Here is a 25523-nt window from a genome sequence, read left to right on the forward strand (position 1 = left end):
ATATGTCATTTAAGTATAGTTGCAATATTGTTAAATATATAGACAATTTATGAGAGTTAGCATGACGCTAAGTTTATTAATTCTTCCATTAGCACTCTTCTTATCCAGTCTGGATACTTATTTTAGAGAACGAGGGTTATTATCTTTGTTGTTATTGGTGATTCTTTTGATTGCCAATAGAAAATCTATGCTCAATAAACGGTACATCCCCATTGTGTGCGTATGCACAATAGTGTTTGTCGTCTATACAGTGTTGGCATTTTTAATGCCATCAATCTATCTTGAAATTAATGCTGATAAAGCGAATTTTTTCTTGAAAATATTTGATAGATTATCTGTTTTAGCTCTTATAATTATTGCCGTGATTGCGTATAACAGAGATAGCTTGATTAAGTCAGTTATTTTGGTAGCAAATGTACATGTTGTATTTTTTATAGTGCAATTCTTTTTCTATTATGCATTGAGAGTGCCTGTAGATTATTTAAGTTTTTTCAGTAATGAATTGGCTCAACGGAATTGGATGGGATTTGGTGGCGAAAATGTATTCAGAGCATCAGGCCTTTACTTTGAACCATCAAATTACGCAGCCTACATGTCTTGCTATATCGCAATATTGATCCTTTTAAAATCGGAAATAAAGGGTTATAAATTTTTATATCCAGTATCAATGATGCTGACCCTCTCTAGCGCAGGTTTTATTATGGGAGCGATATCATTCTTAGCAATTATACTGGCTAAGGATTCTTATGTTTCCAATCTAAAAAAAATATACTTGTTTGTGCTTTTTATGATCGCCGTCACTGCTCTAGCTATTCCACAGATGAGTCGATTCTCAGGGACAGGTGTACAAGACAATGCGAATAGCAATTTGAGAATAATGCTGATTGCCAGCATCATTGAGTCAGCATCCTCATCAACTCTAAAGGCTATTGCGGGTACAGGTATATACTCATATAGTCAAACTATATATGATAAGGAAAATTCAATAGCTGGTCGAGAAATCGCATCAGTGCAAGATGCATCAATGGTAGTTTACTTCTTCATGTGCTTTGGATTGTTTGGTTTGGCTTTTATTTCATGGTTGTTTTTCACTGTGTCAGGATTAGGTGCAAAGTTAGCAATGTTCTCTGTATTACTATCAAAGTTATCGTTTCTATTCCCAATATTCCCATTCTTATTAGTCGCCATAATTCTTACTAAGACATCCGACTTCAATGAGAGGGTATAAATGAAAAATGTATTAGTAGTTATTGATGATATAACAAAGTCCGGTGGCACGGAGAGGGTCGCAACATTTATCGCGAATAGCCTCTCCAATCATCAATATAATGTCAGCATTGTTTCCTTGATGGGCAAGAATACAACTCCCTATTATTCATTGTCGGCTGATGTAAGTTATGATATATTGGATGGGGCTTCACTGATAAATCTGGCGCGTGCATTGTATCAGCATAAAAACGATACCATTATATCCGTCTCTATGGGCAGATTGTCGTTCAAGCTGTCACTGCTACATGCACTGTTGAGATTAAAAGGGAAGCTTATCTTAAGTGAACATATTGCCTATGAGACCTCACCCTGGTGGATTCGTGCTTTAAAACGATTAAGCTATCATCTTGCGGATGAGTTGGTGTTATTGACACAACATGATCAATCCATTCTCGATGGAAAGGTCAAAGCCAATGTGAGTGTTATTTCCAACGCCAGTGCATTTCCGGTGCAAGGTGCAGATAGCCTGGCACAAAAGAAAAAAGTCGTCCTGGCGGTTGGTCGTCTCACCTATCAAAAAGCATTTGATCGTTTATTGCATATCTGGTCTGCTATCGACGATAAAAAGGGGTGGGAGCTGCGTATCATCGGAGATGGAGAGGATCGCGACAAGTTGCAAAAGATTGTCGATGATCATGCGCTTGCTGACACAGCTTCATTGCTCCCCGCGGCCAAGAACATTGACATTGAGTATGCCAATGCGAGCATTCTGGCGATGACCTCCCATTATGAAGGTCTTCCTCTGGTATTGATAGAATCGAAGTCTTTTGGATTGCCGGCGATTGCATTTGATTGCAAAACCGGGCCAAGAGAAATTATCAGCGAAGGTGTTGATGGATTCCTGGTATTGGATGGTGACATGGAGGCATACAAGGACAAGTTGGTCTATTTAATGAACTCGGATGATGCACGAAGAAACATGCAGATCGCAACCTTGTCTGCAGCAGAACGCTATTCACCCGAGATCATTGTCAAACAGTGGATGAGGTTGATATAAATGGCATTTGAATCAGTGTCTATTATCATGCCCGCATATAATTCAGCAAGATATATACGGCATAGTATTGAATCTGTATTGTCCCAATCATTTGGTGATTGGCGCCTCTATATTGTTGATGATGCATCAACAGATGACACAGCGAATGTTGTGGCAGATATTCATGATGATAGAATCGAATATATTCTGCTCAAGGATAATGGTGGTGTAGCCAATGCCCGCAATGTCGGCATTCAATCTGCCAAGGGCAAGTATATTGCTTTTCTGGATAGTGATGATCTCTGGGAAGCGAACAAACTGGAAAAACAAATATCTTTGCTGGAGCAAGGGTATGCTGTGGTGTGTGGCAACTACTCTACTTTTCTGTCTGATGACATTGAATGCCTAGTTTCAGTGCGGACCAGTCAGATGGAGTTCAGCTATGGGGATATGCTTAACAGCAACCGGATAGGAAATCTGACAGGAATATATAACCGCGACCTGCTTGGGACATTTTATCAGGAGTGCTGTGGGCATGAAGATTACTTGATGTGGCTTGCAATAATGAAGGTTGCAAAAAAGGCTGCCTGCGTTCAAGACATCGTTGCTCGTTATAGATTGAGTTCAAACTCATTATCTGCAAATAAATTGATCGCTGCTAAATGGCAGTGGCATATTTATCGCCACAAGTTGTTGTTAAGTTTGCCAGATAGTTTGTATCATTGGCTCAGCTATGTCGTCATCGCGTTGAAAAAACGAATTCGCGAGTAGAATTAGAAAGTTATATATTTATTTGACATTTATTTCGATCTCTGGGGGTAACTTTGTCCTTTCAACGCCGTCACTCACGCTGGTATGAGCGTGTCTTATTTAGCACTCCTGCCCTCTTCATCTTCGGGGCCTTGCTGGCTGTCTGCTTGCCTGCCATCGAACGTTGGGGCTGGATGTTTTGGACCAATGTCGATGCTGTCAGGACCCATACCCTGAGCGGTGCCTTTTTGGCTTTTCTGCTGACCGGGATCGTGCTGCACCGCTTCCTGCGCTACCCGGGGGCCAGTCCGGTTGCCTATATGATCCCCACGGTGACCACCCTCTATGGTGCTCTGGTCGGGCTTCTCTTCTTTCTGCGTCTGCCTTACAGTCGCCAGGTATTGTTTGAGTCGTATCTGGTGGCGCTGCTCTGCTGCTGGCTGGCCTACTTTATCGGCCGCCGTTATCGCACCCCCAAATATGCCTTGCTGCCTTTTGGCGATTATCAAGCTCTGACACAGCACGCCAACGTACAGTGGCGTCTGCTCGACAAACCCGATCTCGGTGCCGTGCGCTTTGACGCCGTGGTGGCAGATCTTCGTGATGAGAAGCTGGCAGGGGAGTGGGAGCGTTTCTTGGCGCGCTGTGCCCTAGCCCATATCCCCGTCTATCACATCAAGCAGATCAGCGAGAGCCTGACCGGGCGAGTTAAAATCGATCATCTTCACGAGAACCAGCTTGGTTCGCTGCTGCCCTCTCCTGTATTTGCTTTCTTTAAGCGAGGCTTGGATATATTGGCCGCTTTGATCGCAATCCCGCTGTTCTCCCCCTTGATGTTGGTGACTGCTATTTTTATCAAGCTGGAGAGCCCGGGCCCCGTGATGTTTCTGCAAAACCGGGTGGGCAAGGGCAACAAGGATTTTTGCATCTACAAGTTTCGCAGCATGTGCAAGGATTCGGAGAAGGGGGGGGCCCAGTTTGCCCGGGATGGCGACATGCGCGTCACCCGGGTGGGCAAGGTGATCCGCAAGCTGCGCATTGATGAGCTGCCGCAGTTTTTCAACGTTCTTAAAGGGGACATGAGCCTGATAGGGCCGAGACCGGAACAGCGCACTTTCGTCGATCAGTTCGAGCGGGAGATCCCTTTCTATATGTATCGTCATATCGTGCGCCCTGGTATCAGTGGCTGGGCGCAGGTGGTGCATGGTTATGCCGCCGATGCCGATGATACCCGCATCAAGATTGAGCACGATTTTTACTACATCAAGCACTTCTCCCTCTGGCTAGATGTGCTGATCGTCTTTAAAACCATTAGGACAATTCTCACCGGGTTTGGTGCTCGTTAAGTGAGTATTGTCTTTCTTGGCGCGGGGCAATTGGCTCGCGCCTTGTCATTGGTAAGTCACCACTCTTCCCCCTGTATTTCTCTGCCAAGAGCCTATTATCCACTGGCTCATGACGATTTATTACGGGGGGCCTTATCGCGTTATCGTCCTGATATCATCTTCAACGCCGTAGCCTATACCGATGTCGCAGGTGCTGAACAAGAGCCTGAACTGGCAATGGCGGTTAATTGCGATAGTGTCGCGCGGCTAGCAGAATTGGCCAAGCAGCATAATGCCTTGCTGGTCCATTTTTCGACGGATTATGTCTTCGATGGTGCAGGTGAGCGCCCTTGGCGGGAATCTGATAAGCCTGCACCGCTCAACGTCTATGGTAAGAGCAAGCTGGCGGGCGAGCAGGCTATTTTGGCCAGCGGTTGTCGCCATTTGATCATTCGCACCAGCTGGCTGCATAGCCCTTGGCGCAATAATTTCCTCAAAACCATGTTGCGTGTGGCACAACGCCGCGATGAGTTGCGAGTGGTATGCGATCAGGTTGGGGCTCCTACTTCGGCGGCACTGCTGGCCGATGTGACAATAAAGGCTATCGCGCGCGTATTGGAAGACCCAGCGTTGGGGGGACTCTATCATGTGGCGGCGTCTGGCGCTGTCAGCTGGTATGATTACGCCCGCTTTATATTTAATGAGGCGTATGCGCTCGGCCTGATAGATAAATTGCCGCTGCTTAAGCCTATTACCAGTGCAGATTATGGCGGTGTGGTCACGCGCCCGCTTAATTCTCGCCTCGAAACCAGCAAATTCCAACGCACCTTTGATCTGGTGCTGCCGGACTGGACTGTCGGTGTAGAGCGGACGTTGGTTGAGATCCTGGCGGCTGGTGATTCGTGATTGGTGGATCGTGACTGGTGACTGGTGACTCGGGATTTGTTGAGCTGTCCCGAATCCCGAATCCCGAATCCCGAATCCCGAATCCCGAATCCCGAATCCCAAATCCCAAATCCCGACCAAGGAAGGTCTGAACGATGAAAACCCATAAACAACTCGATGTGTGGCAGCAAGAGCCATGGTGTTGGTCAAAATGGTCTATGACATCACAGCCAGCTTTCCTCGTGAAGAGATGTTTGGGCTCACTAGCCAGATGCGCCGTGCAGCAGTTTCTATTCCATCCAATATTGCTGAAGGTTGCGCTCGTAGCTCAGCAAAAGAGTACCTGCATTTTGTCGTAATCAGTCGTGGGTCGTTATCTGAACTGGATACACAGATCGACATTGCCATCATGCTAGGTTACTGCGATCAAACAAGCTCAATCGTCATGCAAGTTCAACGAGTGGGCGCACTTGTTGGTGGGTTGCATAAACGTTTAAGAGAACAGATTAAATGAAGATCTGTAGCAGCGAATTCCGAATCCCATATCCCGACTCCCGAGTTACTCGAAAGGGCATCATTCTGGCCGGAGGCTCTGGTACCCGTCTCTATCCGGTTACCATGGTGGTGAGCAAGCAGTTGCTGCCCATTTATGACAAGCCGATGATCTACTACCCACTCAGTACTCTGATGCTGGCCGGTATTCGCGATATTTTGATCATCAGCACGTCGCAAGATACCCCCCGTTTTGAGCAATTGTTGGGGGATGGCAGCCAGTGGGGCCTGAACTTGCAATACAAGGTACAGCCAAGCCCGGACGGGTTGGCACAAGCCTTTATTTTGGGTGAAGAGTTTATCGGTTCAGACCCCTGCGCGTTGGTGCTGGGTGACAACATCTTCTACGGCCACGGTCTGCAGAAACAGCTGGAGGCGGCAGCGGCCAAAGAGAGCGGTGCTACCGTCTTTGCCTACCACGTGCATGATCCGGAACGTTATGGGGTGGTGGAATTTGATAAAGAGGGAACCGCTATCTCTCTGGAAGAGAAGCCACTGGAGCCCAAGAGCAATTATGCAGTGACGGGCCTCTATTTCTATGACAACAGCGTGGTAGAGATCGCCAAGAGCCTGAAGCCATCGTCGCGTGGTGAGCTGGAAATAACGGATCTCAGCAATCACTACCTTGCCGCAGGGCAATTGACCGTTGCCATGATGGGGCGTGGTTATGCGTGGCTGGATACTGGTACCCATGAAAGCCTGATTGAAGCGAGCAACTTTATTCAGACCATCGAAAAGCGTCAGGGATTAAAGATTGCGTGTCCAGAGGAGATCGCCTTTCGCAAGGGATTTATCGATGCCGACCAGTTGCGATCGCTTGCTAACCCACTAGCAAAAAATGGATATGGTCAATATCTGCTTCGGTTACTCGTCACGCAACCGGATCGGGATGTGTAACCTGCAGCGGATTTGCGAGTAGGCGGGGGGCAAGCTACAGCGCTGGCACGCTATTGTGTTGCCAAGCTATTGTTCGGCCAAACAATACGTCAGCCAGCAGTTAGCTGATTTTTTGCAGGGATTGATCAATGCAATATAGTACTACCTCGTTGGCGGGGGTGATGATCCTGACGCCGACCACCTTTTCTGATCATCGCGGCCAATTTCGTGAGTGTTTTCGCCAAACAGAGTTTGAACAGCACTGTGGTTATTATCCGCTGGTGCAAGATAATCTGAGTCGCTCGGTTGGGGGGACGTTACGCGGCTTGCATTACCAACGCAGTCGGCCACAGGGTAAACTGGTGCAGGTTATCAGCGGGACCATTTTTGATGTGGCGGTTGATATTCGACCCGCGTCGCCCACGTACGGGCAATGGCTGGGTTATCGATTAAATGCCGAACTCGGCGAACTTATCTGGATCCCGCCTGGTTTTGCGCATGGCTTTTATGTGCTAAGTGACAGCGCGGATGTTTTTTACAGATGCAGCGATTATTATCTTCCCGGTGATGAAGCATCTATTCATTGGGATAGCCCCACGCTGGCGATAGATTGGCCATTATCTGAGCGATGGCCATTATCATTGTCTGATAAAGATCGTGTAGCGCCCTGCTTTGCAGGCGACCTTTCACTGCGTTCGTCAAGATAAGTTGGGCGCTGTAGTTGCGAGATATTTTTAAACCTTGATAGTCAAGAGAGAACAGATGAACGAAAAAACGCCGGTTATTCCTAATCAGTGGGTACAAGCACCAGCATCAGACGAGATCGATCTGCGTGAGTTGATTCTGGTGTTATGGCGGCAGAAGGTATTGATCCTGCTGGTCACAGTTGTATTTGCTGTTGCGGGTATTGGCTATGCCCTGTTGGCACCCCAGGTTTGGGTCAGTCAGGCCGAGATTAAACAGCCCACCCTCAAGGAGGTGGAATCACTCGAACTCAATATCAACCAGCTGATCAATGCGCAGGTACCGGCAACAGCCTTTGCCTCCTTTGACAAGAAGGCGCTCTACGGTGATTTTGTAAATAGCTTCAACAGTTTTAATAACAAGCATCAGTTCCTGACAGAGAAAGGCTATCTGGATGTCGAAGCTGCGCAGTCAGGGATCACTGACGTGAAAGGCAAGCGGCTGCTGCTCAAGAAGATGACCGAGGGGATTAGCGCCAAAGCACTGGAAAAAGAGAGCGAAGATGTGACCCTATCCTTTGCTGCAGACACGGCGACCGAGGCGAAGCAGCGTCTGGAACAATATATCGATTTCATCCAGCAGCAGGAGTTGACGGCCAAGGTCAAGGAGCTCAACACCATCTGGCAGAACCGGATCAAGACGCTGCAGACCCAGTTTGAGAGCGCTAAAATCGATACCCTAAAGCAGTTGCAAGACGACATCCTGCGTACCGAATATAGCCTGCGTATCACCCAGGCGGCCGGGATCGATGCGCCGGTACAGAATCTGCAAAACCAGGGCAGCTTGGCGATTGACCTCGGTGCCCGCGCCTTGGCCGAAAAGCTCAAGATCCTTAAAGAGATCAAGAATCCCGAGTTTATGAATCCGAGTATTGGTGCGCTGCGTCTGCAACTGAGCAGCCTCCAGGCTATCAAGACCGAGACGCTGCCATTCCAGTCCTTCGCTTACCTGGCCTCGCCGAGCGAACCCCTGAGCCGCGACAAACCCAAGCGCCCCTTGATCGTGGTATTGGCTACCCTGCTTGGTGGCATGCTGGGAGTGGGCATCGTGCTGGTGCGTCATGCGTTTCGCAGGCCGGAACAGGTATAGCCTGATTCATGTACAGGATCTTTAGCGGCAATCAATTGAAATAGATATGAAAAAGGCTTCGTTTGTGATCTGATTTTATCGCCAAACAAAATCAACACGCGCGAAGCCTATGACCATTATCAATGCTAATCACTATCTGGAGCAACTCCCAGCACCGAGCAGGCGTTGCGTTCAGAGACGTTGGCAGGCATCGGCTCATCGAGCAACAGCGTCACGAGGCGTTCTCGTCGAAGTAACTGTTCACCCGCAGGGTATTGACAGGCAAATAATGATACGATCGTCTCTTGATCCACATTTGCTTCTTGTTTGATCCTGCCCATCAGGCAACCTTGTCTTCATGAACAGGAACAACACGCCTCCACCAGGATTGCCGCTCACGCTGGAGCAGGCCAATGAGCTGATTTACAAGCTACTCGACCGTATTGCCGAGCTGGAGGATCGCCTTAATCAACACAGCGGCAATTCATCCAAGCCGCCATCCAGCGATGGCGCAGCGGCCCCACGCTCTGAGCGCAAACGGCCTGCTTCTGGCAAGAAGCGGGGGCACAGCCCGGCCACAAGGGGAGCCGGCGCGAACTGCATCCCCATGATGCCCGGCTGACGACAACGGCTCACTATCCGGCGTCGGAGTGCCTCTGTTGCGGTGGCAACGTCTTGCCTCATGCCAAACCCTACCGCGTGCATCAGGTGTTTGAACTGCCCGAGGTAAGCTACTTCGTCACTGAGCATCGGCTGTTTCGGGGCACCTGCACTCACTGCGTGACCAGTGCCCAGGCTGAGCTGCCCGAGACGATCAGCAGCTGCCAGATGGGCACCCATTTACTCAGTTACATTGCCCTGCAAAGTGGCCAGTTCCATCAGAGCATCAGCCAGATACAGCAGCAGCTTAAACAGCACTTCGGCCTGACCTTCAGTCGCGGTGCCATCAGCGAGGCGCAGGGCCGGGTGAGCGCCATGCTCACCCCCACGCACCAGGCCATCAAGCGGCAGGTGCAGTCGGCAAGCCATATCCATGCCGATGAGACCCGGCACCAGCGCGGTGGCGAGCGGCGCTGGATGTGGTTGGCGCTGAGCAAGATTGCGGTCTGCTTCATGACCGCCTACGGGCGTGGTCAGGATGCCGCCAAGCGGTTGCTGGGTTCTGAACTCGATGGCGTGTTGGTGACAGATCAGTACGCCGGTTACCGCTTCATCGATGCCAGTCAGCGTCAGCTGTGCTGGGCCCATGTGGCGCGCAATGTGGCCGCAATAGCCGATAGCAGTGATGACGTTAATCAGCTAATCGGAGCCCGCCTGGTCCTGCTGGCAGACAGCGTGTTCAGGGCCAGGCACCGATGGGAAAACGGTCTGCTGAGCAAAGAGCGTTATCTGCGAAGGCTCAGGCGATACAGGCAAAACTGGCGCAAGCGGTTGGAATTGGGAGCGTTATGGTGCACCAAGCGTTACCGTGGGCGCTGTGAACTCTTGCTCCGGGATGACGAGATGCTGTGGCGGTTCATGAACGATGATGAGCTCGCCTTGACTAACAACGAGGCGGAGCGAGCCCTGCGCGGTTATGTGCTGTGGCGTAAGGGAAGCTTTGGCGTTTGGTCTCATCGAGGGGAACAATTTCGCCAGCGCATCCTGTCATTGGTGGAGACCGCCAAAAAACTGGGTCGTTGTCCTCAGGAGTGGTTGCGAGCAGTTGTTCGTGCTTGCATCGAGAAAACAGATTACCCCATTCCTGTCGAATTGTGTGTGTCAAGCCCCTGTCGGTGAACGCTTACGTTTATGAATCCGAGTATTGGTGCGCTGCGTCTGCAACTGAGCAGCCTCCAGGCTATCAAGACCGAGACGCTGCCATTCCAGTCCTTCGCTTACCTGGCCTCGCCGAGCGAACCCCTGAGCCGCGACAAACCCAAGCGCCCCTTGATCGTGGTATTGGCTACCCTGCTTGGTGGCATGCTGGGAGTGGGCATCGTGCTGGTGCGTCATGCGTTTCGCAGGCCGGAACAGGTATAGCCTGATTCATGTACAGGATCTTTAGCGGCAATCAATTGAAATAGATATGAAAAAGGCTTCGTTTGTGATCTGATTTTATCGCCAAACAAAATCAACACGCGCGAAGCCTATGACCATTATCAATGCTAATCACTATCTGGAGCAACTCCCAGCACCGAGCAGGCGTTGCGTTCAGAGACGTTGGCAGGCATCGGCTCATCGAGCAACAGCGTCACGAGGCGTTCTCGTCGAACGCATCCAGCAGTGCCAAGGCTTTTTTGGAGCATCAGGCAGCCATCTTTGACGTTGAGCTGCTTACGTAGTCGTTCGCTCTCTTTTTCCAGCTGCTCGATACGCTTCTGTTCAGCGGTCTTTCTGGGTGCCGGGCCGGGAGTAGATTTTTTTAATCCGTCTACTCCTTGCTCAGCCATTTCACGACGCCACTGCTGTAACTGGTTGGAATAGAGTTTTTCGCGTCGCAACAATTCGCCGATCTCACCATGCCTGCAAGCATCAGCTTGCTGGAGGATGGATAGCTTGTACTTGCTGGTAAATGAGCGGCGTACTCGTTTTTCGAGAGCGGGGGCAGGCTCAATCTTGGGATCGACTGGGATCGACTGGGATGACTGGCTTTGGCATGTTCATTCTCCTGAAAGCCCTGATTTATATGTTATCTCAAAATCAGTTGGTTCAGGCTTAGGTTGACACACAGGGGCAGTTACACAGAATTATTTACAGGCTCTAATCTTGCCCTGATAGCGGTAATTTTCATAGCGGTCGCCTCTCTACCATCAGTGGGAACATATTAGCCACATTGGCACGTTAGATGACGTTTGGGGAGGGGCGATCATCCCATTAATACATGAGGAACTTTAATAATGAACGAAAAAATCATCAGGTATCACGCTTGCTTTTTATATGTATTGGCATTTGCCGTTATCTTTTTGTTGCTATTTAGCGTTCAAATTGTGACACCAATGCAATCTGATGATTATAGTTACCTTGCTATGGGAGGAAACATAGATAGATATTTTCATCATTACATTTCGTGGAGTGGAAGAATTTCAGCTGATGTTACAAGTAGCTCTCTGCTTTATTTTTTTAGTAAGAAGTGGTACTCAGCTCTAAACTCTCTAGCACTTACATCTCTCATATTTATGATCTCCTATCTACCAACACATATATCAAATAGGAGATTGGCATTAAGCAATGTGTTCGCGTTCGTTGTTTTGTTTCTTATTTATTGGATTGCCAATACTAACCTTGGTCAGACAACATTTTGGATTGTTGGTTCAGCTAATTATTTGTGGACTAACCTATATATAATTGCATACATTTATTTGTTGGTTTTTTTTGCAAGGCGTTTTTTTGTTTCGCTTGTCGTATCATATTTTTCATTGTTGTGCGTTTTTTGTGTTGGTGCGATAGCTGGGTGTTCAAATGAAAATACTGGCGTATTCGCTTTTCTTTTTACTGTGTTCGCATGGTTTTTATATCGCCGGAATAATAGTGAACTGAGGTCGTCAGTTTTTTTTGTCGGTTCAATAGGCGTTTTATTTGGTTGGATTATTCTTGTTTGCAGCCCTGGCAATGTAATAAGAGCGAACTACTTTAGTGCATGGTACTCACAGTCACTATCTTGGCGTATAGATGAACATGTATACAGCCGGTTTCCTAGTATGATGGAACAATACTGGCTAGTATTTCTAGTCGCTATTCTTGCTATGTTGACAATATTTATTAGTGAGAAAGAGGAAAATGAAACAGGAAGTTTCTTTGCCAAATTTTCAATGTTTTTCTTTTTGTCTGCAATACTTGCAGCCTTGCTGATGGTGGGTGCGCCAGCCATCCCGTCAAGGACTGGAAATGGTTCTTTAGTTTTTTTTCTCATCATGTTGTCATTCATATTTAGCATTCAATCTTGCTATAACGAAAATGCGGCCAAGAATGTTTTTACCTTTTTTATTCTGTCTTTGTCTATTTATTTTGTACCTTCATACAAACTTGTTTATAGCGCTTACAACGAAACTGCCTATCAAGAAGAAGTCAGAAATGATATAATTGAAAGTTCAAAAAGGAACGGTAAGGTAAATATATCAATCCCTGATTTTAACTTCTCTAGGCTCATCAGGAGTGTCGATGCTTTCGACCTTTATCACAACCCTGATGCTATGGGTAAATACTGGGGTGTCAATACCGTAAATGTTTTTAGCATCCCATTCAATTATGGAGCTATTGCGAAAGATAACAATAACTTAGATGTTAATAAGGAAATAGGTTATGGCATGGTTCTGCATAAAATTTATTTATATAAAACACCATCAAAGCCATTCTATAGAAATCAAACTCGCTTAATTTTTGAGCTTAATAAAAACCCACAAGATCTACCTAAAGATATTAAGATATATGTCCATCTAAAGGGGGTTGGCATCAATTCCAAGGCGGATGACTTTGTTAGTAAATACAAGTTTATTAACGCTGACATTGGTCAATCAAAGGGTTATATGATTGGTGAAAAGTACTATGTGGAACAAGGTATCTCGCAAAACATTAATATTGAAGATATTGATGTTGTTGATGCTGGAACATTCAAGTAGCTGAATAGTTTCAGATTGCTGAAGAACCCCCTCTTTTTTCAAAGAGGGGGTTCTTTTTCGGCGCTGTTCTTGTTCTAGAGCCGTATTGGTGGCAATGTTTCTGCTTAACTCCAGAAACTCCGAGGAAAGGAACTTGCCATGGATAGCAATCAGTTTTTTTCACTGTTTCGCTCTTTTGTGCATTTTGACCCCATACAACTGGAGTGCGCTCAGGAGCACTGGTTAATAGAGGCGCCATTGCATTATCGATTAGATGTAGGGATGCGGGAAGATGAATGTCGAATTCGTCGAAAGGAGTCAGGAGAGAGCCTTGCAGTGTACCGCCACATCGCGTTGAGCCTGCTGACGGAAGAAGAGAGTTTCAAGGCCGGGATCAAAAGGAAGCAGAAATGGGCGAACAGAAACAATGAGTATCTTTCGCAAGTCCTTATGGGGCGCGGGGTTTCGTAATCTTGTCCTGATTCCCTGACTAATTAATATGATAGCTTGAGTAAAGCGCCCTGAATATGGTTGTATTAAGCACCATTTTTTTCAGAGCGCTTTTTTTATGCCTACATTTCCGCCCAGCGGGTCATCCGCGCCATCAGCCAATCGGGAAAAGCGAGTGTGCTCTCTCTTTTGGGGGATAAACATACTTTGGCTGGGGATTGGCATGCATTTCTTCATGCACAACCCGGGGGGCGCCGGGCTCTATCTGCCGTTCAACGCCTGGGGCTGGATATTTGCCAGCCTGGTCATCGCCCTCGGCCTGTGGCAGGTGACATTGCGCCTGCGTCTGGTCTTTTCGCCTTTGCAAGCGGGCTTATGGATAGGGGCACTCTTGCTGTTGCTCCCGATGCTCTACCCGGGATTTGCGCTCAAGGATTATGCTATTCCCCGGTTGCTGGGGCTGTTTGCTGGTCTGTTGTTTTTGTTCGCGCTCTATCAATGGCGCTTTCATCGGTTGCAGCGTGATCGCTTGCTCTATCTCATCTTGATGGCGATCGCGATTGAGGCGGTATTGGGGCTGGTGCAGTTCTATCTGTTGACACCGGGTAACTGGATTGGCTATGACACCAAGGCCAATCGTCCTTACGGGATCTTTCAACAGCCAAACGTGATGGCGACGTTTATGGCGACCGGGATTGCTCTCGCCAGCTGGCTGGAGTTGCGTCGCGAGGGTGGGCGCGTGCTGATGGCGCTGCGTTATGGCGTTATTCTGGCAGCGACGCTGTTGCTGGTTGTGTTGCAATCCCGGGTGGGGCAATTAGGCGGCCTGCTAGCCCTGCTTTTACTGGTGCCGCAACTTCATCGCCAGCATCTGTTATTCCGTGTGTTGGCGCTGGTTATTTTTGCGGTGGCCATCGGCCTGTTATCACAATATTGGATGGCGGGAGCAAAGCGCGGGCTGGAGATCTATCAGTCTGGTGGGATGCGGTCTATTTATTGGCCTTATGCCGCTAAACTGATTGCACAGGCCCCCTGGATTGGTTGGGGATACGGCAGTTTTGAATCTGTTTTTCTTCATCACTACATGGCTGATAAAGCGCTGAATCCAGCTATGGTTCAGATTGAGTACAATCTCGACCACCCCCACAACGAATTTCTCTATTGGGCTGTTGAGGGGGGCATTGCACCCATGATCGGCATGGTGATCATGGGCGGCACATTATTATGGCGTCTGGCGAATGTGCGCTGGGTAAATGCCATGGGGCTGCTGGCGCTGGTTACACCAATATTGCTCCATACCCAGACAGAATACCCGCTCTACCACGCGATCGTGTTGTGGTGGCTGTTGTTGACGCTGATTTATATCATCGATACCGAAATCGAAGAGCGCAGCCTTGCGCGTGATGGTGGCGCATCATGGTGGGACATGGAGTGCCGCCCTTGGTTGTTGCTGCGATTTACGGCGATCGTTATTCCGCTGTTGGTTGTTCCTTTTATGCTCACGGCCATTCACACCGCCTGGGTCGTCACCAAATATGAAAGGGGCGGCTATAAAGAGCCGACCTTGCTCCTTGATATCGTCAATCCCATGGCTTGGTTGACCCGAGTCGAGTTTGATGTGAATTCGGTGCGGCTGATGGTGGGGTTGCAGACAAGCAACAAGGCGGAACTGGACGCGTACCTGGCGTGGGGGCAGGCATTCGTGCGTCATACACCACGCGCCAACATATACGCCAATATGGTGATGGCGCTTAATGCATTGGGTCGTACAGATGAAGCCAATGCGCTGCGAGCAGAAGCACTCAAGCTCTATCCAGCCGAGCCCCTTTTAACGGGATCGGCTGCAACGGGAGTGATTACCGATGTTGATCAATCAGGCAAGAATATAACCAAAAATAAATAGTGCTATTTGGCTACATAGAAAGCCAGCCTCTTCACAGAGGCTGGCTTTTTTATTGTTTGCCGGCTGGATCAGCCGTATCTGAACCGTGAGTTTGCTGGTACACATCATAGTGATGGGCATTCGATCTTGACGGTGAAAATTAAGAAAAAAAAGCGCGTTAATATAGAAAAACGGTATGTTGTCGGGAATAGTCCATGCTATTCTGAAAAGGTATCCGTGTAACCGACTTTTTGTGAGGAAATAATGAACGAGTTTCTGAAAGTGCTGCTGAACATTCGTAGTCTACGTGCGGCTATTCGTGAGCTGCCGTTTGAGCAACTGCTAGAAGCTAAAGAGAAGTTTGACCTGGTTTACCAAGAGCGCGCCGATTCTGTTGAGCAGGAGCGTGCTGAACAAGAAGAGCACCAGCGCAAGCTGAATGAATTCACCGAAATGTTGCAGCAGGCTGGTATTGATCCTCGTGAACTGCTGACTATTGCGGCGGCTCCGACTGCTGCGGCTGGTACTGCCAAGAGCAAGCGCGCTCCGCGTCCGGCTAAATACAAGTATGAAGAAGATGGCCAGGAAAAAACCTGGACCGGTCAAGGCCGTATGCCGAAAGCCATCGCCGCTCAAGTTGAGCAGGGCAAAGATCTGAACGATTTCCTGATCTAATTAATCAGGTTCTGCGATTGAATAATGCCGCCCAGTTGTAAAACCGGGCGGCATTATTTTAGGTTCATCGCGTCTTTCCCAGGGTGAGAGCGTGAACTTTTTGTTAACTGACAGTCAATTTCTGGATGCCTGCGGCCAAGACTGCTTCCAAATATTCACTGCTCATACTCGCAATCTTTTGCTTTCGCCGGATGCTTGCTTTCCGTGATGTCTCGGCCCTGAGCATGTTCAGGGCCATATGCCTGATGCACGCTAGGATCTTGGCGGCATCACCACGATCAATCAGCAGGATACGCCACCTCTTCTATCCATCCGTACACCAGAAATCACCATAACTCGGCTTTCACTTACTTACTCGAATTCATGTTTCACTTCACTTCCCACATTCTTCTCACGAATCACCGTATAATGCTGCGCAATATTGGCTCTAAAACTTTCTGGAATAGTATCCCAAACGAGGAGATCGACGCGAAATGGTAATGCGCTTTCTTCCAGTGCTTCTTTGAGCGCAGAGAGGGCATCATGTTGAGTCGGGTCGCTAAAAACCACGAGGTCCAGGTCTGAATGACTACGTGCAGTGCCTTTTGTCCGTGAGCCGAATGCCCATACTTGAACACCAGGCAAGTAATGACCAAGCAAATATGTCAGCTCTGAATATTGTGCTGGGCTGATGTCTAATTCGGTCGTTATTGCCATGTATCCCCACTCATTTTTTGGTACAAAGCAATTGCATCAGCAATAAAATCTGGCACTAGAATCAAACATAGTGCAGCTTTCTTGTCGTCGTAATCATGAGCCGTACCAATCCGGGTATCGGCATAGCGTAGCCACTGTTCTACTGGGGAGATAAACAACAAATTTTCGCCCCCTAAGCGGAAGATCGGTTTAGGACTGTTAGGTACGTCGGGTAAACCTAGCTCGGAGATCAAATAGCGTTTTAGCAACTTCCAGAGCACGTCATAACATGTTTCGAAGCGCTGTATGGTGGACTCTGCAATCCCCTCCTTATCAAGTTCATTAAGCTCGGGGCGTTGTTGGCTGGCGCAGTAATTGAGGTATTGCAGTTCCAGATGCTTGAGGGATTTTTGTAGTTTACTGTAGTCAATCATTGTATCGCGCCTCGTTCTTATGTCAGTGGCAGCACTGAGCTTTTGATATCCAGCATCCAGTGATGCCTGCATGGATGAATGTTATCGCAGGGACTCTTTGAGTAAAGAGAAAGGAATGCGTTCCTGCTCGAGTCGTACTCTGGGCTGCCAGTAGTCCTTGAGTCTTTGAAATACCTGTTGTTCTGCCTCGGTCAGATGGGGGAGTTGATCTGCCGCGTGAACGGTGGCAGCCGGCTCAGTGCCCCATAACGTTCGGCAGGCAAGCAAGGTTTCTTCGTCCATCAGTAGCGAGCGAGCATGTGGGAAATAGCTGCGCAGTTGCGACAGCATGGCAAAGCCGTGGCTGTCGATATCCCCCCAGTAATGAATAGAACATGCGCTGAGCCAGGTGGCCTCTTTGAGCAGTTGCACGCCATACCCCAAGCCGAAGATGACCAACCCATTGCGCACGGGAGGGAACGTCAGGCCGTTTAGCTTGTTTTCGGTGATGAACACCCGATCAACCAGCAGATCGAGTTTAATAAAGTCACTGAGCGTGAGAGTGATATCGCTGGCCCCGCAAAACTCTGCGGCCAGTTGCACGTCCAGTAAGCGAAAACGGATCTGCGGCTCTTCGTACCGAAACCCAAAGCGTCGCTCGAAGCCGTGCTCATTCAGACCGGTTACCCTCTTATCAATGGCCTCTTGCGGCAGCAGCTCATCGAGCAAACTTTTTAAAATGGCCCGGTGTTGTTCGATGAACTTGGTGTCAATGCCAGGTATATCCAACTGGCGTAGGTAGCAGTTCGAGTGTGGATGGGCACACAAGTAGCGACATACAGCGATCAGCGAAGGCCAATACCCATTCTGCTTTTCAAGCTGCCCGGTATTGTCGAGTAGCCAATCTATCAGCTGAGGGAATGCGCCGAGTAGTCGCTCACTCTCATGACAAAAATGACGCCATGCCTGTGCTTGCCCAACAAAGCGTGCCAGCGCCGTCATATCGATGAACTCAATGGCGCAAGGGAGCCGCTGGCGCCCCATGGTCGCAAAGTGGATCTCCTGCTGCTGCAACGTGATGCCGGGCTGATCGGACAGAAGCGCCTGCAACTGAGTGATCTGCTGGTGTAGATCGGCAAAGTTGTGCAGCAGCTCCTTATCCGTAGGGCGAGGTAGTGTCACCGCCAAGGGGAAGACGGCATCTCCTTTCAGCCACGCTCGGTGCAGAGCATGGCTTTGCCACTTTTTCAGCAGCTTTTGTCTTAGCGTCTTGGGGTCGAGCATGTTCAATCTATTCTGCCTCAGACACCATCGTGCTATAGGTGCTCTGGGTTTGATGCTGAGCCAGGCGTTGCCGGTATTCCTCTATGGTCATGTTCAGCAGCATTGAGCGATTCTGTTTTTGATCGACAAAGTGAACGTGGCGGACATAGTGCTCGATCACGTCGAGTTTTTGCAAAGGTGTCACCAGCAGTAATTGCAGCCCCAGTTTTTTAAACAGTTCTAACCCGAAACGGGTACTGTCTTTAGACCCACGGGCAAAGGCCTCATCAATCACCACCAGATTGAAGCGGCGTTCGCTGCGCCCTTCCTCGGTCGGGCTCCCAACCAAGCGGTATTGCAGCAAGATAGCGGCAGCCAGAATCGAGTAAGCCAGCTTTTCTTTTTGTCCGCCTGATTTTCCGCCAGAATCGGAGTAGCACTCTTTCTCGCTGCCATCTTCCCGATATCGCTCGATCACATTGAACAGATGCCAGAAACGCACATCGACCACCTTTTGAGTCCATTTGGGGTCTTGGCGCATTTGCTCTATCAAGGACTTGACCTGCTCGAATTTTTGCTCCGAGTAGAGATTGTCATCAAGCGTATGCTCAACACACTGTTTTAGCCGTTGCTTGAACTCGCGGATCTCCACATCAGAGGAGGAGACTCTGTCGATCTCGATAAAGGTGCCGACTTGGTAGTCCAGGCTGAATAAGGACTGGTTGATCAGCGCGATGCGGGCACCGATCTCTTCTTCGTGTTTGTCGAGCTGGCTACGAAACAGCGCCATGGCACGGATTGTGTCGCGGTTGAGCATCTCTTTGAAGCGAGTTTCGTGGCGAGGTAAATCCTCTTGCTGCAACTGTGTGAGGATCTGTTGGTACTCATGCAGTGCGGCAAGGCTTTTGTCCAGTTCATTGGCATCGTTGGGGAAGCTATAGTGGAACTTGCCCATGGCATCGAGCATCTGCGTCTCTTTCTTACGCCGTTTCTCTTCCAGATGCTGGACGCGGTCATTGAGCTTGCTACGAAGTGTGCTGGACTGATTGGCCAACATATCGATGCGAAGGCCAGTAGTGACGCAATATTCCTGATAAAACAGATCGAGCGTCGGAAAACAGTCTGCACGAACGCCAGGCGCAACACTGGCTAACTGCGCCTCTTTCTCTGCCAGTACCTGAGTGTCTGCCTCGATATTGCTCTGTAGTTTACCCAGGCTCTCCAAAAGGGTATCGCGCTCGGCCCGAAGCCCTGATAGCGATGCGTGAACACGATTCAGCTGTTGCTGCAAGGTGTGCAGCAGATCAGAACTTTGTTCGAGCAGCGTAACCTCATGCTGCAATTGTTCGATTTGTTCACTAAAACGCGGCCAGTTGATCTGCTCAAACCCCAGGGTGAAATCGGCGAGATTCAGTGCCTGGCGGCGCAAATCGCTCAAGGTATGACGACGTAGTTCCAGTTGTCGTAACTGCTGCTGCAGTTTGTTAATGTGCTGCTGCCACTGACTATATTGCTGGGCCAGCAGCTGGATCTTCTCCTTATTGCTCCATCCAAGCACATAACGGCTTTTGTCCTGTAGCGCATGCCTGTCATCCTTCTCATGGCGAGAGGGACCGGATTTAATCTGGCCATTAAGCGTGAGCGCTTTGTCACTTCGGCGAAAGGTGGCCAAATCCTCACAACAGAGATAGTCAAAGCGCTGCAACTCTTTGTGCAGCCAATCGTATTGCTCACATTCCGGTTTGATTTCCAGCTTGCCCAACAATGAGCCCGGCGCTGCAGGCTCGGGCAGATAATCTGCTGGCTGCCGTACCCGATAATAGACGAGGCGACTGCCCAAGTGGGTCTGCTCAACCCATTCGCTGATAGCTGCGTAGAGCCGCTCCGGGACCAGTAGACTCAGGGCAAAATTATGCAGAACGCGTTCAATGGCACCTTGCCAAATCAGCTCCTTGCCTTTCACCTGCAGCAATTCGCCCACAAAGGGGAGTTGCGATTCATCCAGTCCCAACTCGGCACATAACCGTTCGCGAATAGCCAGCTGCAGGCCGGGGATATTGCTTTGCCGTTTCTTCAGTGCAGTCAGCTCATTGCCCAATTGCTGCAGCCGGGTGTCCTGCTCCCATTCCTGCTGCTTGATGGTATCCCGTTCTTGCTCCAGCAGCGTCTGTTCACCCTGCAAGGATTCCGCTCTTTCCTTGGCTGCGGCGAGGTTGCTGATAAAGCACTCGGGATCCAGTGTGTCGGGTAGCGCCAGTGCCATCGTCAGATCACGATAGCTTTTATAATTGTGCCGGGTTGTATCACGCTCCTGACTGAGGCGGCTCATTTCTCCTTGTAACTGCTGCAAACGACTGCCGCCATTTTCCAGGATCTGTTGGTGCAGCGTAGCGACCTGTTGTTCTTGCTCGGTCACCTGCCTATCAATATGTATGCGTTGCAGTACCAGCTTATCGTGCTCTTGGCGGCTGCGTTGCAGTCGCTTCCCATACAGGCTAATGGCGTGTTGCGCCATAAACGCATCCGTTTGCTCCCGGCACAGGTGAACGTGCAGCTTCTCTTGCTCGGTCTGCACAACATCCTCGCCCAATCGGCAGATCGGCTCTAGCAGTTCAACCTTTTGCCGAGCGGCAACGACAGCATCATGTAGACGCTTGAGGTCATCATAGTTGCGCTCCAGCTCTTGGATCAGCACTTCGACATCAGGTTGCGCCAGCATGTTTTGCCGAACGAAATCTGTCACTGAACCGACCGATTTCATCGAAATGGTCTGGTTAAACAGATCCAGCGCCTTGCCATCGCTACCCAGCCCCAGCGCTTTGCAAAAAGCCTGTTGGTAAGGATTGAAGCCCTCAAACAGCTCGCATTTCTCCAGTTGTTTGAGTCGCTTTTTCAGTCCGGCAATCTTGTCACCAAAACCGGTAAAATGGCTGGCAATATCGAGTGGGTGTTCGGCGACCAGAAACAGACGCTTGACCTTCTTTTCGCTAGGCGGCAGCCAGCAGACTTGGGCTAGCGTGACACTCTGTTGCAAGGCACGAGAATGAAATTGGGCCAACAGCACAGTGTAATGATCCTTACCGCGTAAGCCGATAGGGCGAGCCTTGCCGTAGTCATCCTGTTGAGAGGTATAAAATCCGTGAAAGTAGGACTCTAATGAGCGCTCTTTGTCCTCGGCGCCAGCAGCTTTGTTAAAGGCTAGCTTGCGGGTCGGTACCAGCAGTGTCGTCAGCCCATCAACCAATGTCGATTTACCGCTACCGATATTACCGGTCAGCAAACTGTTGTCGCCTTCTACCGTTAAATGCCAGATCTGCTGATCGAACGTTCCCCAGTTGAGTACTTCAAAACGCATGAGTCGAAAGCCCTGTCGGGCTGCGGCCGGCAGGTGGGGTAGGGGACTGGATTGAGCATTCAGGTCGGTATTCATTCTGCCTCCTGATTGTTCATGTCCACAGCCAGTTTCTGTGTTAGCAGCTCATTGAACTCAACGATCTGCTCTGCGGTCACGAAAGCCTTGAGAATGCGTGGTACCTCAAAGTCATCCGGGTGGTTGGGGAGTGCAGATAGAAAGCCCATTTCATCGATTTTTTTGATGAGCGCATCCATGTCACGGCGCTGTTTGACCTCGTTACCAACCTCACGAAAATAAGGCAACAGCCATTGGTGGATTTCCTGGCGGGTGACGATGAGGCGGGGAGCACTCTCCTCACTGTCATGTTCTGCCAGACGCTTGCGCAAACTGACAACCAACAGTGTCTGCGAGAAACTCAAGCTGCGGCGGCTGATAAGCCGGGGCCACTCCTGACTAGGATCATCCCCGTCATGTTCCTGTTGTTTTAAAAAGGCGTAACCCTCTGCCTCATCAATCAGCAATGAGAGCCCCAACTGTTGGAAATACTCACGGATTGTATGCTGCTCGCGTAACAACACTTGCCAGAGATCCCGTTGCCGATGCAGGTAAAGTGGCCCCTTGAGCAGGCGAATGAGCACGGCAGAGCGATCGCGCTGGTTATTCCCTTCCGGCGAGCTGGGTTGATTAACAAGCGACATAGTCATAATTTCCTGACAAAGGTGATAGCTGGAATGCGCAATACCCGCTGCAATTCGGGCTCTGCCTGCCAGTGGATCCGTTGTTCACGAGTGGTATCAACATGAGCTGGGACGGTCTGTTCGCAGGCTAACTTGATATAGGTGAGCACCTCATCGAGTCCGTACTGAATAGGATAACGTTCGATGACTTGAGCAAGCGTTGTCTGACCCTGGTATTCGTTGAGGCACACGTGGATCTGGCGTTGTAACTGCTGTTCATCGATGTGACTCATTTCAAACAGGGTACGCAGATCGACGTCCACATCTGCGGCGACGTCAACGGCAGTACTGTTTAACTGTTCACTTTGCGGGAGTTGGTAAAGGTTTCGGCTCAGAAGCAGTGACAGGGTTGCCTGCTGCTCTGGCAACGCAGCAAAATCAGGGTAACTGCGACTATCGAGCTCCTCCAATTGATGAGCCTTGGCCTCAAAGTCGCGGATAAGCTCCAGAATGCGTCTGTTGTCTTGCGACTGTTCCTGTATATAGCGGCGAAGCTGATCCGTAATCTGTTGGCGGGTGGTGTTGACCTTGGTCCCCGCATCCAGCAAATAGCTGTAAAGGTGGCTGAGCAGCGTATCTTGCTGTATTAACGCTCTGGCCTCATCGTGTGCCAACAAGGACTGTAAATCCTGGCGCATAGCACTGCGCATTTGTGGCGTCATCAGCAGCTCAAAAAATGCGCTAAATGACTGCCCTTCATCTGAGCTGTCGATGACATCCTGATCGCCAAATACCTGATCCAATACCATGCCCTTATGAAGCGCACTTTGGGTGATGGTTTTACGTGTCTCTTTGTCCAGCGAACGGAAATTGGCCTCTACCTGGCGAAAGTCGCCAAGTAGTTGGCGTGACAAGTCGCCAAGCAGAAATAAACGTTCCCGGATCTGTGTCGCGGACATTCCGCTATCTTGCCCCTGCTCTACCGCATTGATGGCTTGCTCGATCTCGGTTTTACGGGCGCGCAGTGTCATTAACTTGGTGGCTGCGTCCTCGGTTGTGCCATGCACCAGATCACCGATAAGCTCTAACAGAAGCTTCAAACGTGACTCGGTGCCGACAAAGCGGCGCCCCTGCATCTCCTCGATCCAGCGTAACGCTTTCTCAATGTCTGGCAGCAGGTCACATTCGGGCTCATCGCTGTGCTGGGGTAAGTATTTGCGCAGGTAACCACACCGGCTGTTTATCCAGTCATCTATATAGGCGCGAGCACTTTTTACAAAGAGATCCGGACCATGGTTGTCTGCAATATCTTGCAGATGGTATTCCAGCAGCGTAACCAGCTCTTGGTAAGGGATCGCCCGGCGGTTGGTGGCCAAAAAGGCCCGGAACAAAAAACTGCCAAGCAGCGCAAAGTGTGGGGAGCGCAATAGACGCAGAGCGACGCTTTGCTCTTTGAAATGCTCCAGAAAGTCAAAGCTGAGATCATGGTTCAACGGGGGCATTCTCCTGCGTGTTGACTGCATCGCCGCTCACGCGAGCGTACTCGCAGCTTTCTCGAAATCATACCATCGACATCTGCCAGCTCGAAACGGTGTAGCGATTGCGGCCACAGGATGCTGGATACACGAATCTACGAACTGCGGGAGCGGTTGCTGGTGATCCGCGGGGCGGAATGTCTGGCGAGAGCCGTGTCTGGTGATGGCATTCCCCACTCTGCAGCAGGGTGGGGAATAGCCGGGTGACGCGTTATCGGGGGGGCACGTTATCGCTGCCACCCAGGGCGCGATAGATTTTGGCGGTGGTGGTGAGCTGCTCTTTTTGCTGGGCCAGCAGGCTTTGCTGGGCATCCCACAGCCGGTTTTGCTCATCAAGCCAGGCCTGCACACCGGTCGCACCCGCCTGGAAGCGAACCTTGGCCAGCCGTTCGGCCTCCTGGGCATAACTTAGCTGCTCCTGCAGATAATCGAGTCGCTGCTGACCATAGTGGCGGGCGGCCAGATTGTCTTCCACTTCCACCAGCGCGGTGTAGAGCTGTTTGCGAAACTCGGTTTCGGCAATCTGGTAATCCAGCGCTGAGCTTTCGATGGCGAGTTGGGTGCTGTGGTATTCGAGGAAGGGGAGGGCAAGGCTGGCTCCCAGCGTACCGACCGGATTTTGCAGCACCTGTGCCAGTCTATCGGATGCGGTGCTGGCACTGCCGGTCAGGGTCAGGCTGGGGTAGAAGCTGGCGCGGATCTCGTCCCCTTTTGCCAGCGTCTTGCGCAGCCGCAATTCGGCCGCTTTGACGTCGGGGCGGCGGGCCAGCAGATCGGCCGGGATACCCACTGCCAGTTCAGGAATGGTCTGGTTTGCAAGGGTTGCGGGTGCATACTCCAGCGGCCCGCTGCTGCGGCCGAGCAGCAGGCGCAGGGCATTGCGAGCCTGCTCCTGCTGCGCCTTGAGGGAGGCCAGCTCGGCCTGTTTGCCTGCCAGTTGCTGGCGGGCCTGCGCCAGATCGAGCCGGGTGATGGCGCCGGCCTGGTATTTGGTCCGGGTCAGTTGTTCGGTGCGCGCCAGGTTGGCCAGCTGCTGTTCCCCAAGGGTGATGGCAGAGCCGAGATAGCCGAGCTGCCAATATTGCTCCAGGGTATTGCCGATCAGCAGCAGCCGGGTGCTGGCGAGATCCTGCTCGCTCGCTGCTGCCTCCCAGCTCGCCTGATCCCGCACCGACGCCAGCTTGCCCCACAAATCCACTTCGTAACTGAGCCCGAGCGAGGGGCCCATGCTGTGGGTCGATGTACCACTCTTCAGATCCTTGTTGCCACTGGCGCCGATAGTACCAGTGATCGAAGGGGTGAGGTTGGTATCGGCTTGCTCGGCGCCTAACTGGGCGTTTTTGAGCTTGAGGGCCGCCACACGCATGTCCGGATTGGCGGCCAGTACCGCGTCGACCAGTTTGTCGAGCCGGGGATCATGAAATTGCCGCCACCAGGGGCCAGCCTGCGCTGCCAGTTGGGCGCCGTCTGCCTGTTGCCATGCGGGGGCGATCGCCAGCTCGGGTCTTTGATAGGTGCTGTGCTGACTGCAGCCGCTGAGGGCGATACAGAGAGCCAGCCAGGAGAGTTTGTGCAT

22 protein-coding genes and 3 pseudogenes are annotated in these 25523 nt (G+C 50.4%); 15 read left to right on the forward strand and 10 right to left on the reverse strand.

What is annotated here, in order from left to right; genetic code table 11:
- Positions 1–61 precede the first annotated feature (61 nt).
- The 9 genes from NMD14_06580 to NMD14_06620 all read left to right on the forward strand — a co-directional run bounded on the left by NMD14_06580 (position 62) and on the right by NMD14_06620 (position 8466).
- Positions 62–1228 carry a hypothetical protein gene (locus NMD14_06580; protein XEI34065.1) on the forward strand — a complete coding sequence of 389 codons (1167 nt, stop codon included), beginning with the start codon at positions 62–64 and terminating at the stop codon, positions 1226–1228.
- A complete protein-coding gene (locus NMD14_06585) occupies positions 1229–2266 on the forward strand; it encodes a glycosyltransferase family 4 protein (protein XEI34066.1) in 1038 nt (345 codons plus the stop codon). It abuts the gene before it with no gap.
- Positions 2267–3016, forward strand: a complete 750-nt coding sequence (locus NMD14_06590; GenBank protein XEI34067.1) for a glycosyltransferase family 2 protein — start codon at positions 2267–2269, stop codon at positions 3014–3016. It begins immediately after the preceding gene.
- Positions 3017–3189: 173 nt separating this feature from the next.
- Entirely contained in the window at positions 3190–4341 is a 1152-nt protein-coding gene (locus NMD14_06595; protein ID XEI34068.1) for a sugar transferase, read from the forward strand.
- The gene (rfbD, locus tag NMD14_06600; protein ID XEI34069.1) at positions 4342–5226 is read left to right on the forward strand and encodes a dTDP-4-dehydrorhamnose reductase; all 885 of its coding nucleotides are present in this window, start codon (positions 4342–4344) and stop codon (positions 5224–5226) included.
- Between the two features lie 175 nt (positions 5227–5401).
- Entirely contained in the window at positions 5402–5719 is a 318-nt protein-coding gene (locus NMD14_06605; GenBank protein XEI34070.1) for a four helix bundle protein, read from the forward strand.
- Positions 5716–6654, forward strand: coding sequence for a glucose-1-phosphate thymidylyltransferase RfbA (gene rfbA, locus NMD14_06610; GenBank protein ID XEI34071.1), 939 nt, complete (start codon positions 5716–5718; stop codon positions 6652–6654). Before NMD14_06605 ends, rfbA begins: the two co-directional genes overlap by 4 nt.
- A gap of 128 nt (positions 6655–6782) precedes the next feature.
- The gene (gene rfbC / locus NMD14_06615; protein XEI34072.1) at positions 6783–7340 is read left to right on the forward strand and encodes a dTDP-4-dehydrorhamnose 3,5-epimerase; all 558 of its coding nucleotides are present in this window, start codon (positions 6783–6785) and stop codon (positions 7338–7340) included.
- Between the two features lie 55 nt (positions 7341–7395).
- Complete coding sequence (locus NMD14_06620; GenBank protein XEI34073.1) at positions 7396–8466, forward strand: Wzz/FepE/Etk N-terminal domain-containing protein; 1071 nt, start codon at positions 7396–7398, stop codon at positions 8464–8466.
- 125 nt (positions 8467–8591) lie between these two features.
- On the opposite strand, the gene NMD14_06625 is transcribed toward NMD14_06620, so the two are convergent.
- Complete coding sequence (locus tag NMD14_06625; protein ID XEI34074.1) at positions 8592–8786, reverse strand: hypothetical protein; 195 nt, start codon at positions 8784–8786, stop codon at positions 8592–8594.
- A 17-nt stretch (positions 8787–8803) separates the two neighbouring features.
- Between NMD14_06625 and NMD14_06630 the strand changes: the two are divergent.
- Positions 8804–10224, forward strand: a pseudogene (locus NMD14_06630) (IS66 family transposase).
- A 12-nt stretch (positions 10225–10236) separates the two neighbouring features.
- Entirely contained in the window at positions 10237–10467 is a 231-nt protein-coding gene (locus tag NMD14_06635; protein ID XEI34075.1) for a hypothetical protein, read from the forward strand.
- 125 nt (positions 10468–10592) lie between these two features.
- Here NMD14_06635 and NMD14_06640 read toward each other — a convergent pair whose 3' ends face one another.
- Complete coding sequence (locus NMD14_06640; protein XEI34076.1) at positions 10593–10931, reverse strand: hypothetical protein; 339 nt, start codon at positions 10929–10931, stop codon at positions 10593–10595.
- Positions 10932–11324: 393 nt separating this feature from the next.
- On the opposite strand from NMD14_06640, the gene NMD14_06645 reads away from it, so the two are divergent.
- The 4 genes and pseudogenes from NMD14_06645 (at position 11325) to NMD14_06660 (ending at position 16029) form a co-directional block, all read left to right on the forward strand.
- Positions 11325–13043, forward strand: coding sequence for a DUF6056 family protein (locus NMD14_06645; protein XEI34077.1), 1719 nt, complete (start codon positions 11325–11327; stop codon positions 13041–13043).
- A 198-nt stretch (positions 13044–13241) separates the two neighbouring features.
- Positions 13242–13493, forward strand: a pseudogene (locus NMD14_06650) (ISAs1 family transposase).
- Positions 13494–13695: 202 nt separating this feature from the next.
- Positions 13696–15375 carry a Wzy polymerase domain-containing protein gene (locus NMD14_06655; GenBank protein XEI34078.1) on the forward strand — a complete coding sequence of 560 codons (1680 nt, stop codon included), beginning with the start codon at positions 13696–13698 and terminating at the stop codon, positions 15373–15375.
- 243 nt (positions 15376–15618) lie between these two features.
- A complete protein-coding gene (locus NMD14_06660) occupies positions 15619–16029 on the forward strand; it encodes an H-NS histone family protein (protein XEI34079.1) in 411 nt (136 codons plus the stop codon).
- A 103-nt stretch (positions 16030–16132) separates the two neighbouring features.
- Here the strand turns inward: NMD14_06660 and NMD14_06665 are convergent.
- The 8 genes and pseudogenes from NMD14_06665 to NMD14_06700 all read right to left on the reverse strand — a co-directional run bounded on the left by NMD14_06665 (position 16133) and on the right by NMD14_06700 (position 25523).
- Positions 16133–16306 (reverse strand): annotated as a pseudogene (locus tag NMD14_06665) (ISAs1 family transposase).
- A 74-nt stretch (positions 16307–16380) separates the two neighbouring features.
- Entirely contained in the window at positions 16381–16725 is a 345-nt protein-coding gene (locus NMD14_06670) for a nucleotidyltransferase domain-containing protein (protein XEI34080.1), read from the reverse strand.
- Positions 16716–17138, reverse strand: coding sequence for a nucleotidyltransferase substrate binding protein (locus NMD14_06675; GenBank protein XEI34081.1), 423 nt, complete (start codon positions 17136–17138; stop codon positions 16716–16718). The genes NMD14_06670 and NMD14_06675 overlap by 10 nt, the downstream gene beginning before the upstream one ends.
- 81 nt (positions 17139–17219) lie before the next feature.
- Complete coding sequence (locus NMD14_06680) at positions 17220–18401, reverse strand: DUF2220 family protein (protein ID XEI34718.1); 1182 nt, start codon at positions 18399–18401, stop codon at positions 17220–17222.
- Between the two features lie 7 nt (positions 18402–18408).
- Positions 18409–21810 (reverse strand): hypothetical protein, encoded by a 3402-nt coding sequence (locus NMD14_06685; GenBank protein ID XEI34082.1) that lies wholly within the window; start codon positions 21808–21810, stop codon positions 18409–18411.
- On the reverse strand, positions 21807–22433 hold the full coding sequence (locus tag NMD14_06690) for a DUF4194 domain-containing protein (GenBank protein XEI34083.1): 627 nt from the start codon (positions 22431–22433) through the stop codon (positions 21807–21809). The genes NMD14_06685 and NMD14_06690 overlap by 4 nt, the downstream gene beginning before the upstream one ends.
- A gap of 2 nt (positions 22434–22435) precedes the next feature.
- Complete coding sequence (locus NMD14_06695) at positions 22436–23905, reverse strand: DUF3375 domain-containing protein (GenBank protein ID XEI34084.1); 1470 nt, start codon at positions 23903–23905, stop codon at positions 22436–22438.
- 253 nt (positions 23906–24158) lie between these two features.
- Positions 24159–25523, reverse strand: a complete 1365-nt coding sequence (locus NMD14_06700; GenBank protein ID XEI34085.1) for an efflux transporter outer membrane subunit — start codon at positions 25521–25523, stop codon at positions 24159–24161.

Origin of the sequence: Aeromonas veronii (assembly GCA_041319085.1) — a bacterium.
GTDB lineage: Bacteria > Pseudomonadota > Gammaproteobacteria > Enterobacterales > Aeromonadaceae > Aeromonas > Aeromonas veronii_F.

Excerpts from the sequence above, each read along its gene's own strand:
- NMD14_06580 (XEI34065.1), top strand. The coding sequence starts at position 62 with ATGACGCTAAGTTTATTAATTCTTCCATTAGCACTCTTCTTATCCAGT.
- NMD14_06585 (XEI34066.1), top strand. The coding sequence starts at position 1,229 with ATGAAAAATGTATTAGTAGTTATTGATGATATAACAAAGTCCGGTGGC.
- NMD14_06590 (XEI34067.1), top strand. The coding sequence starts at position 2,267 with ATGGCATTTGAATCAGTGTCTATTATCATGCCCGCATATAATTCAGCA.
- NMD14_06595 (XEI34068.1), top strand. The coding sequence starts at position 3,190 with ATGTTTTGGACCAATGTCGATGCTGTCAGGACCCATACCCTGAGCGGT.
- NMD14_06605 (XEI34070.1), top strand. The coding sequence starts at position 5,402 with ATGGTGTTGGTCAAAATGGTCTATGACATCACAGCCAGCTTTCCTCGT.
- rfbA (XEI34071.1), top strand. The coding sequence starts at position 5,716 with ATGAAGATCTGTAGCAGCGAATTCCGAATCCCATATCCCGACTCCCGA.
- rfbC (XEI34072.1), top strand. The coding sequence starts at position 6,783 with ATGCAATATAGTACTACCTCGTTGGCGGGGGTGATGATCCTGACGCCG.
- NMD14_06620 (XEI34073.1), top strand. The coding sequence starts at position 7,396 with ATGAACGAAAAAACGCCGGTTATTCCTAATCAGTGGGTACAAGCACCA.
- NMD14_06625 (XEI34074.1), bottom strand. The coding sequence starts at position 8,786 with ATGGGCAGGATCAAACAAGAAGCAAATGTGGATCAAGAGACGATCGTA.
- NMD14_06635 (XEI34075.1), top strand. The coding sequence starts at position 10,237 with ATGAATCCGAGTATTGGTGCGCTGCGTCTGCAACTGAGCAGCCTCCAG.
- NMD14_06645 (XEI34077.1), top strand. The coding sequence starts at position 11,325 with ATGAACGAAAAAATCATCAGGTATCACGCTTGCTTTTTATATGTATTG.
- NMD14_06655 (XEI34078.1), top strand. The coding sequence starts at position 13,696 with ATGCATTTCTTCATGCACAACCCGGGGGGCGCCGGGCTCTATCTGCCG.
- NMD14_06660 (XEI34079.1), top strand. The coding sequence starts at position 15,619 with ATGAACGAGTTTCTGAAAGTGCTGCTGAACATTCGTAGTCTACGTGCG.
- NMD14_06670 (XEI34080.1), bottom strand. The coding sequence starts at position 16,725 with ATGGCAATAACGACCGAATTAGACATCAGCCCAGCACAATATTCAGAG.
- NMD14_06675 (XEI34081.1), bottom strand. The coding sequence starts at position 17,138 with ATGATTGACTACAGTAAACTACAAAAATCCCTCAAGCATCTGGAACTG.
- NMD14_06680 (XEI34718.1), bottom strand. The coding sequence starts at position 18,401 with ATGCTCGACCCCAAGACGCTAAGACAAAAGCTGCTGAAAAAGTGGCAA.
- NMD14_06685 (XEI34082.1), bottom strand. The coding sequence starts at position 21,810 with ATGAATACCGACCTGAATGCTCAATCCAGTCCCCTACCCCACCTGCCG.
- NMD14_06690 (XEI34083.1), bottom strand. The coding sequence starts at position 22,433 with ATGTCGCTTGTTAATCAACCCAGCTCGCCGGAAGGGAATAACCAGCGC.
- NMD14_06700 (XEI34085.1), bottom strand. The coding sequence starts at position 25,523 with ATGCACAAACTCTCCTGGCTGGCTCTCTGTATCGCCCTCAGCGGCTGC.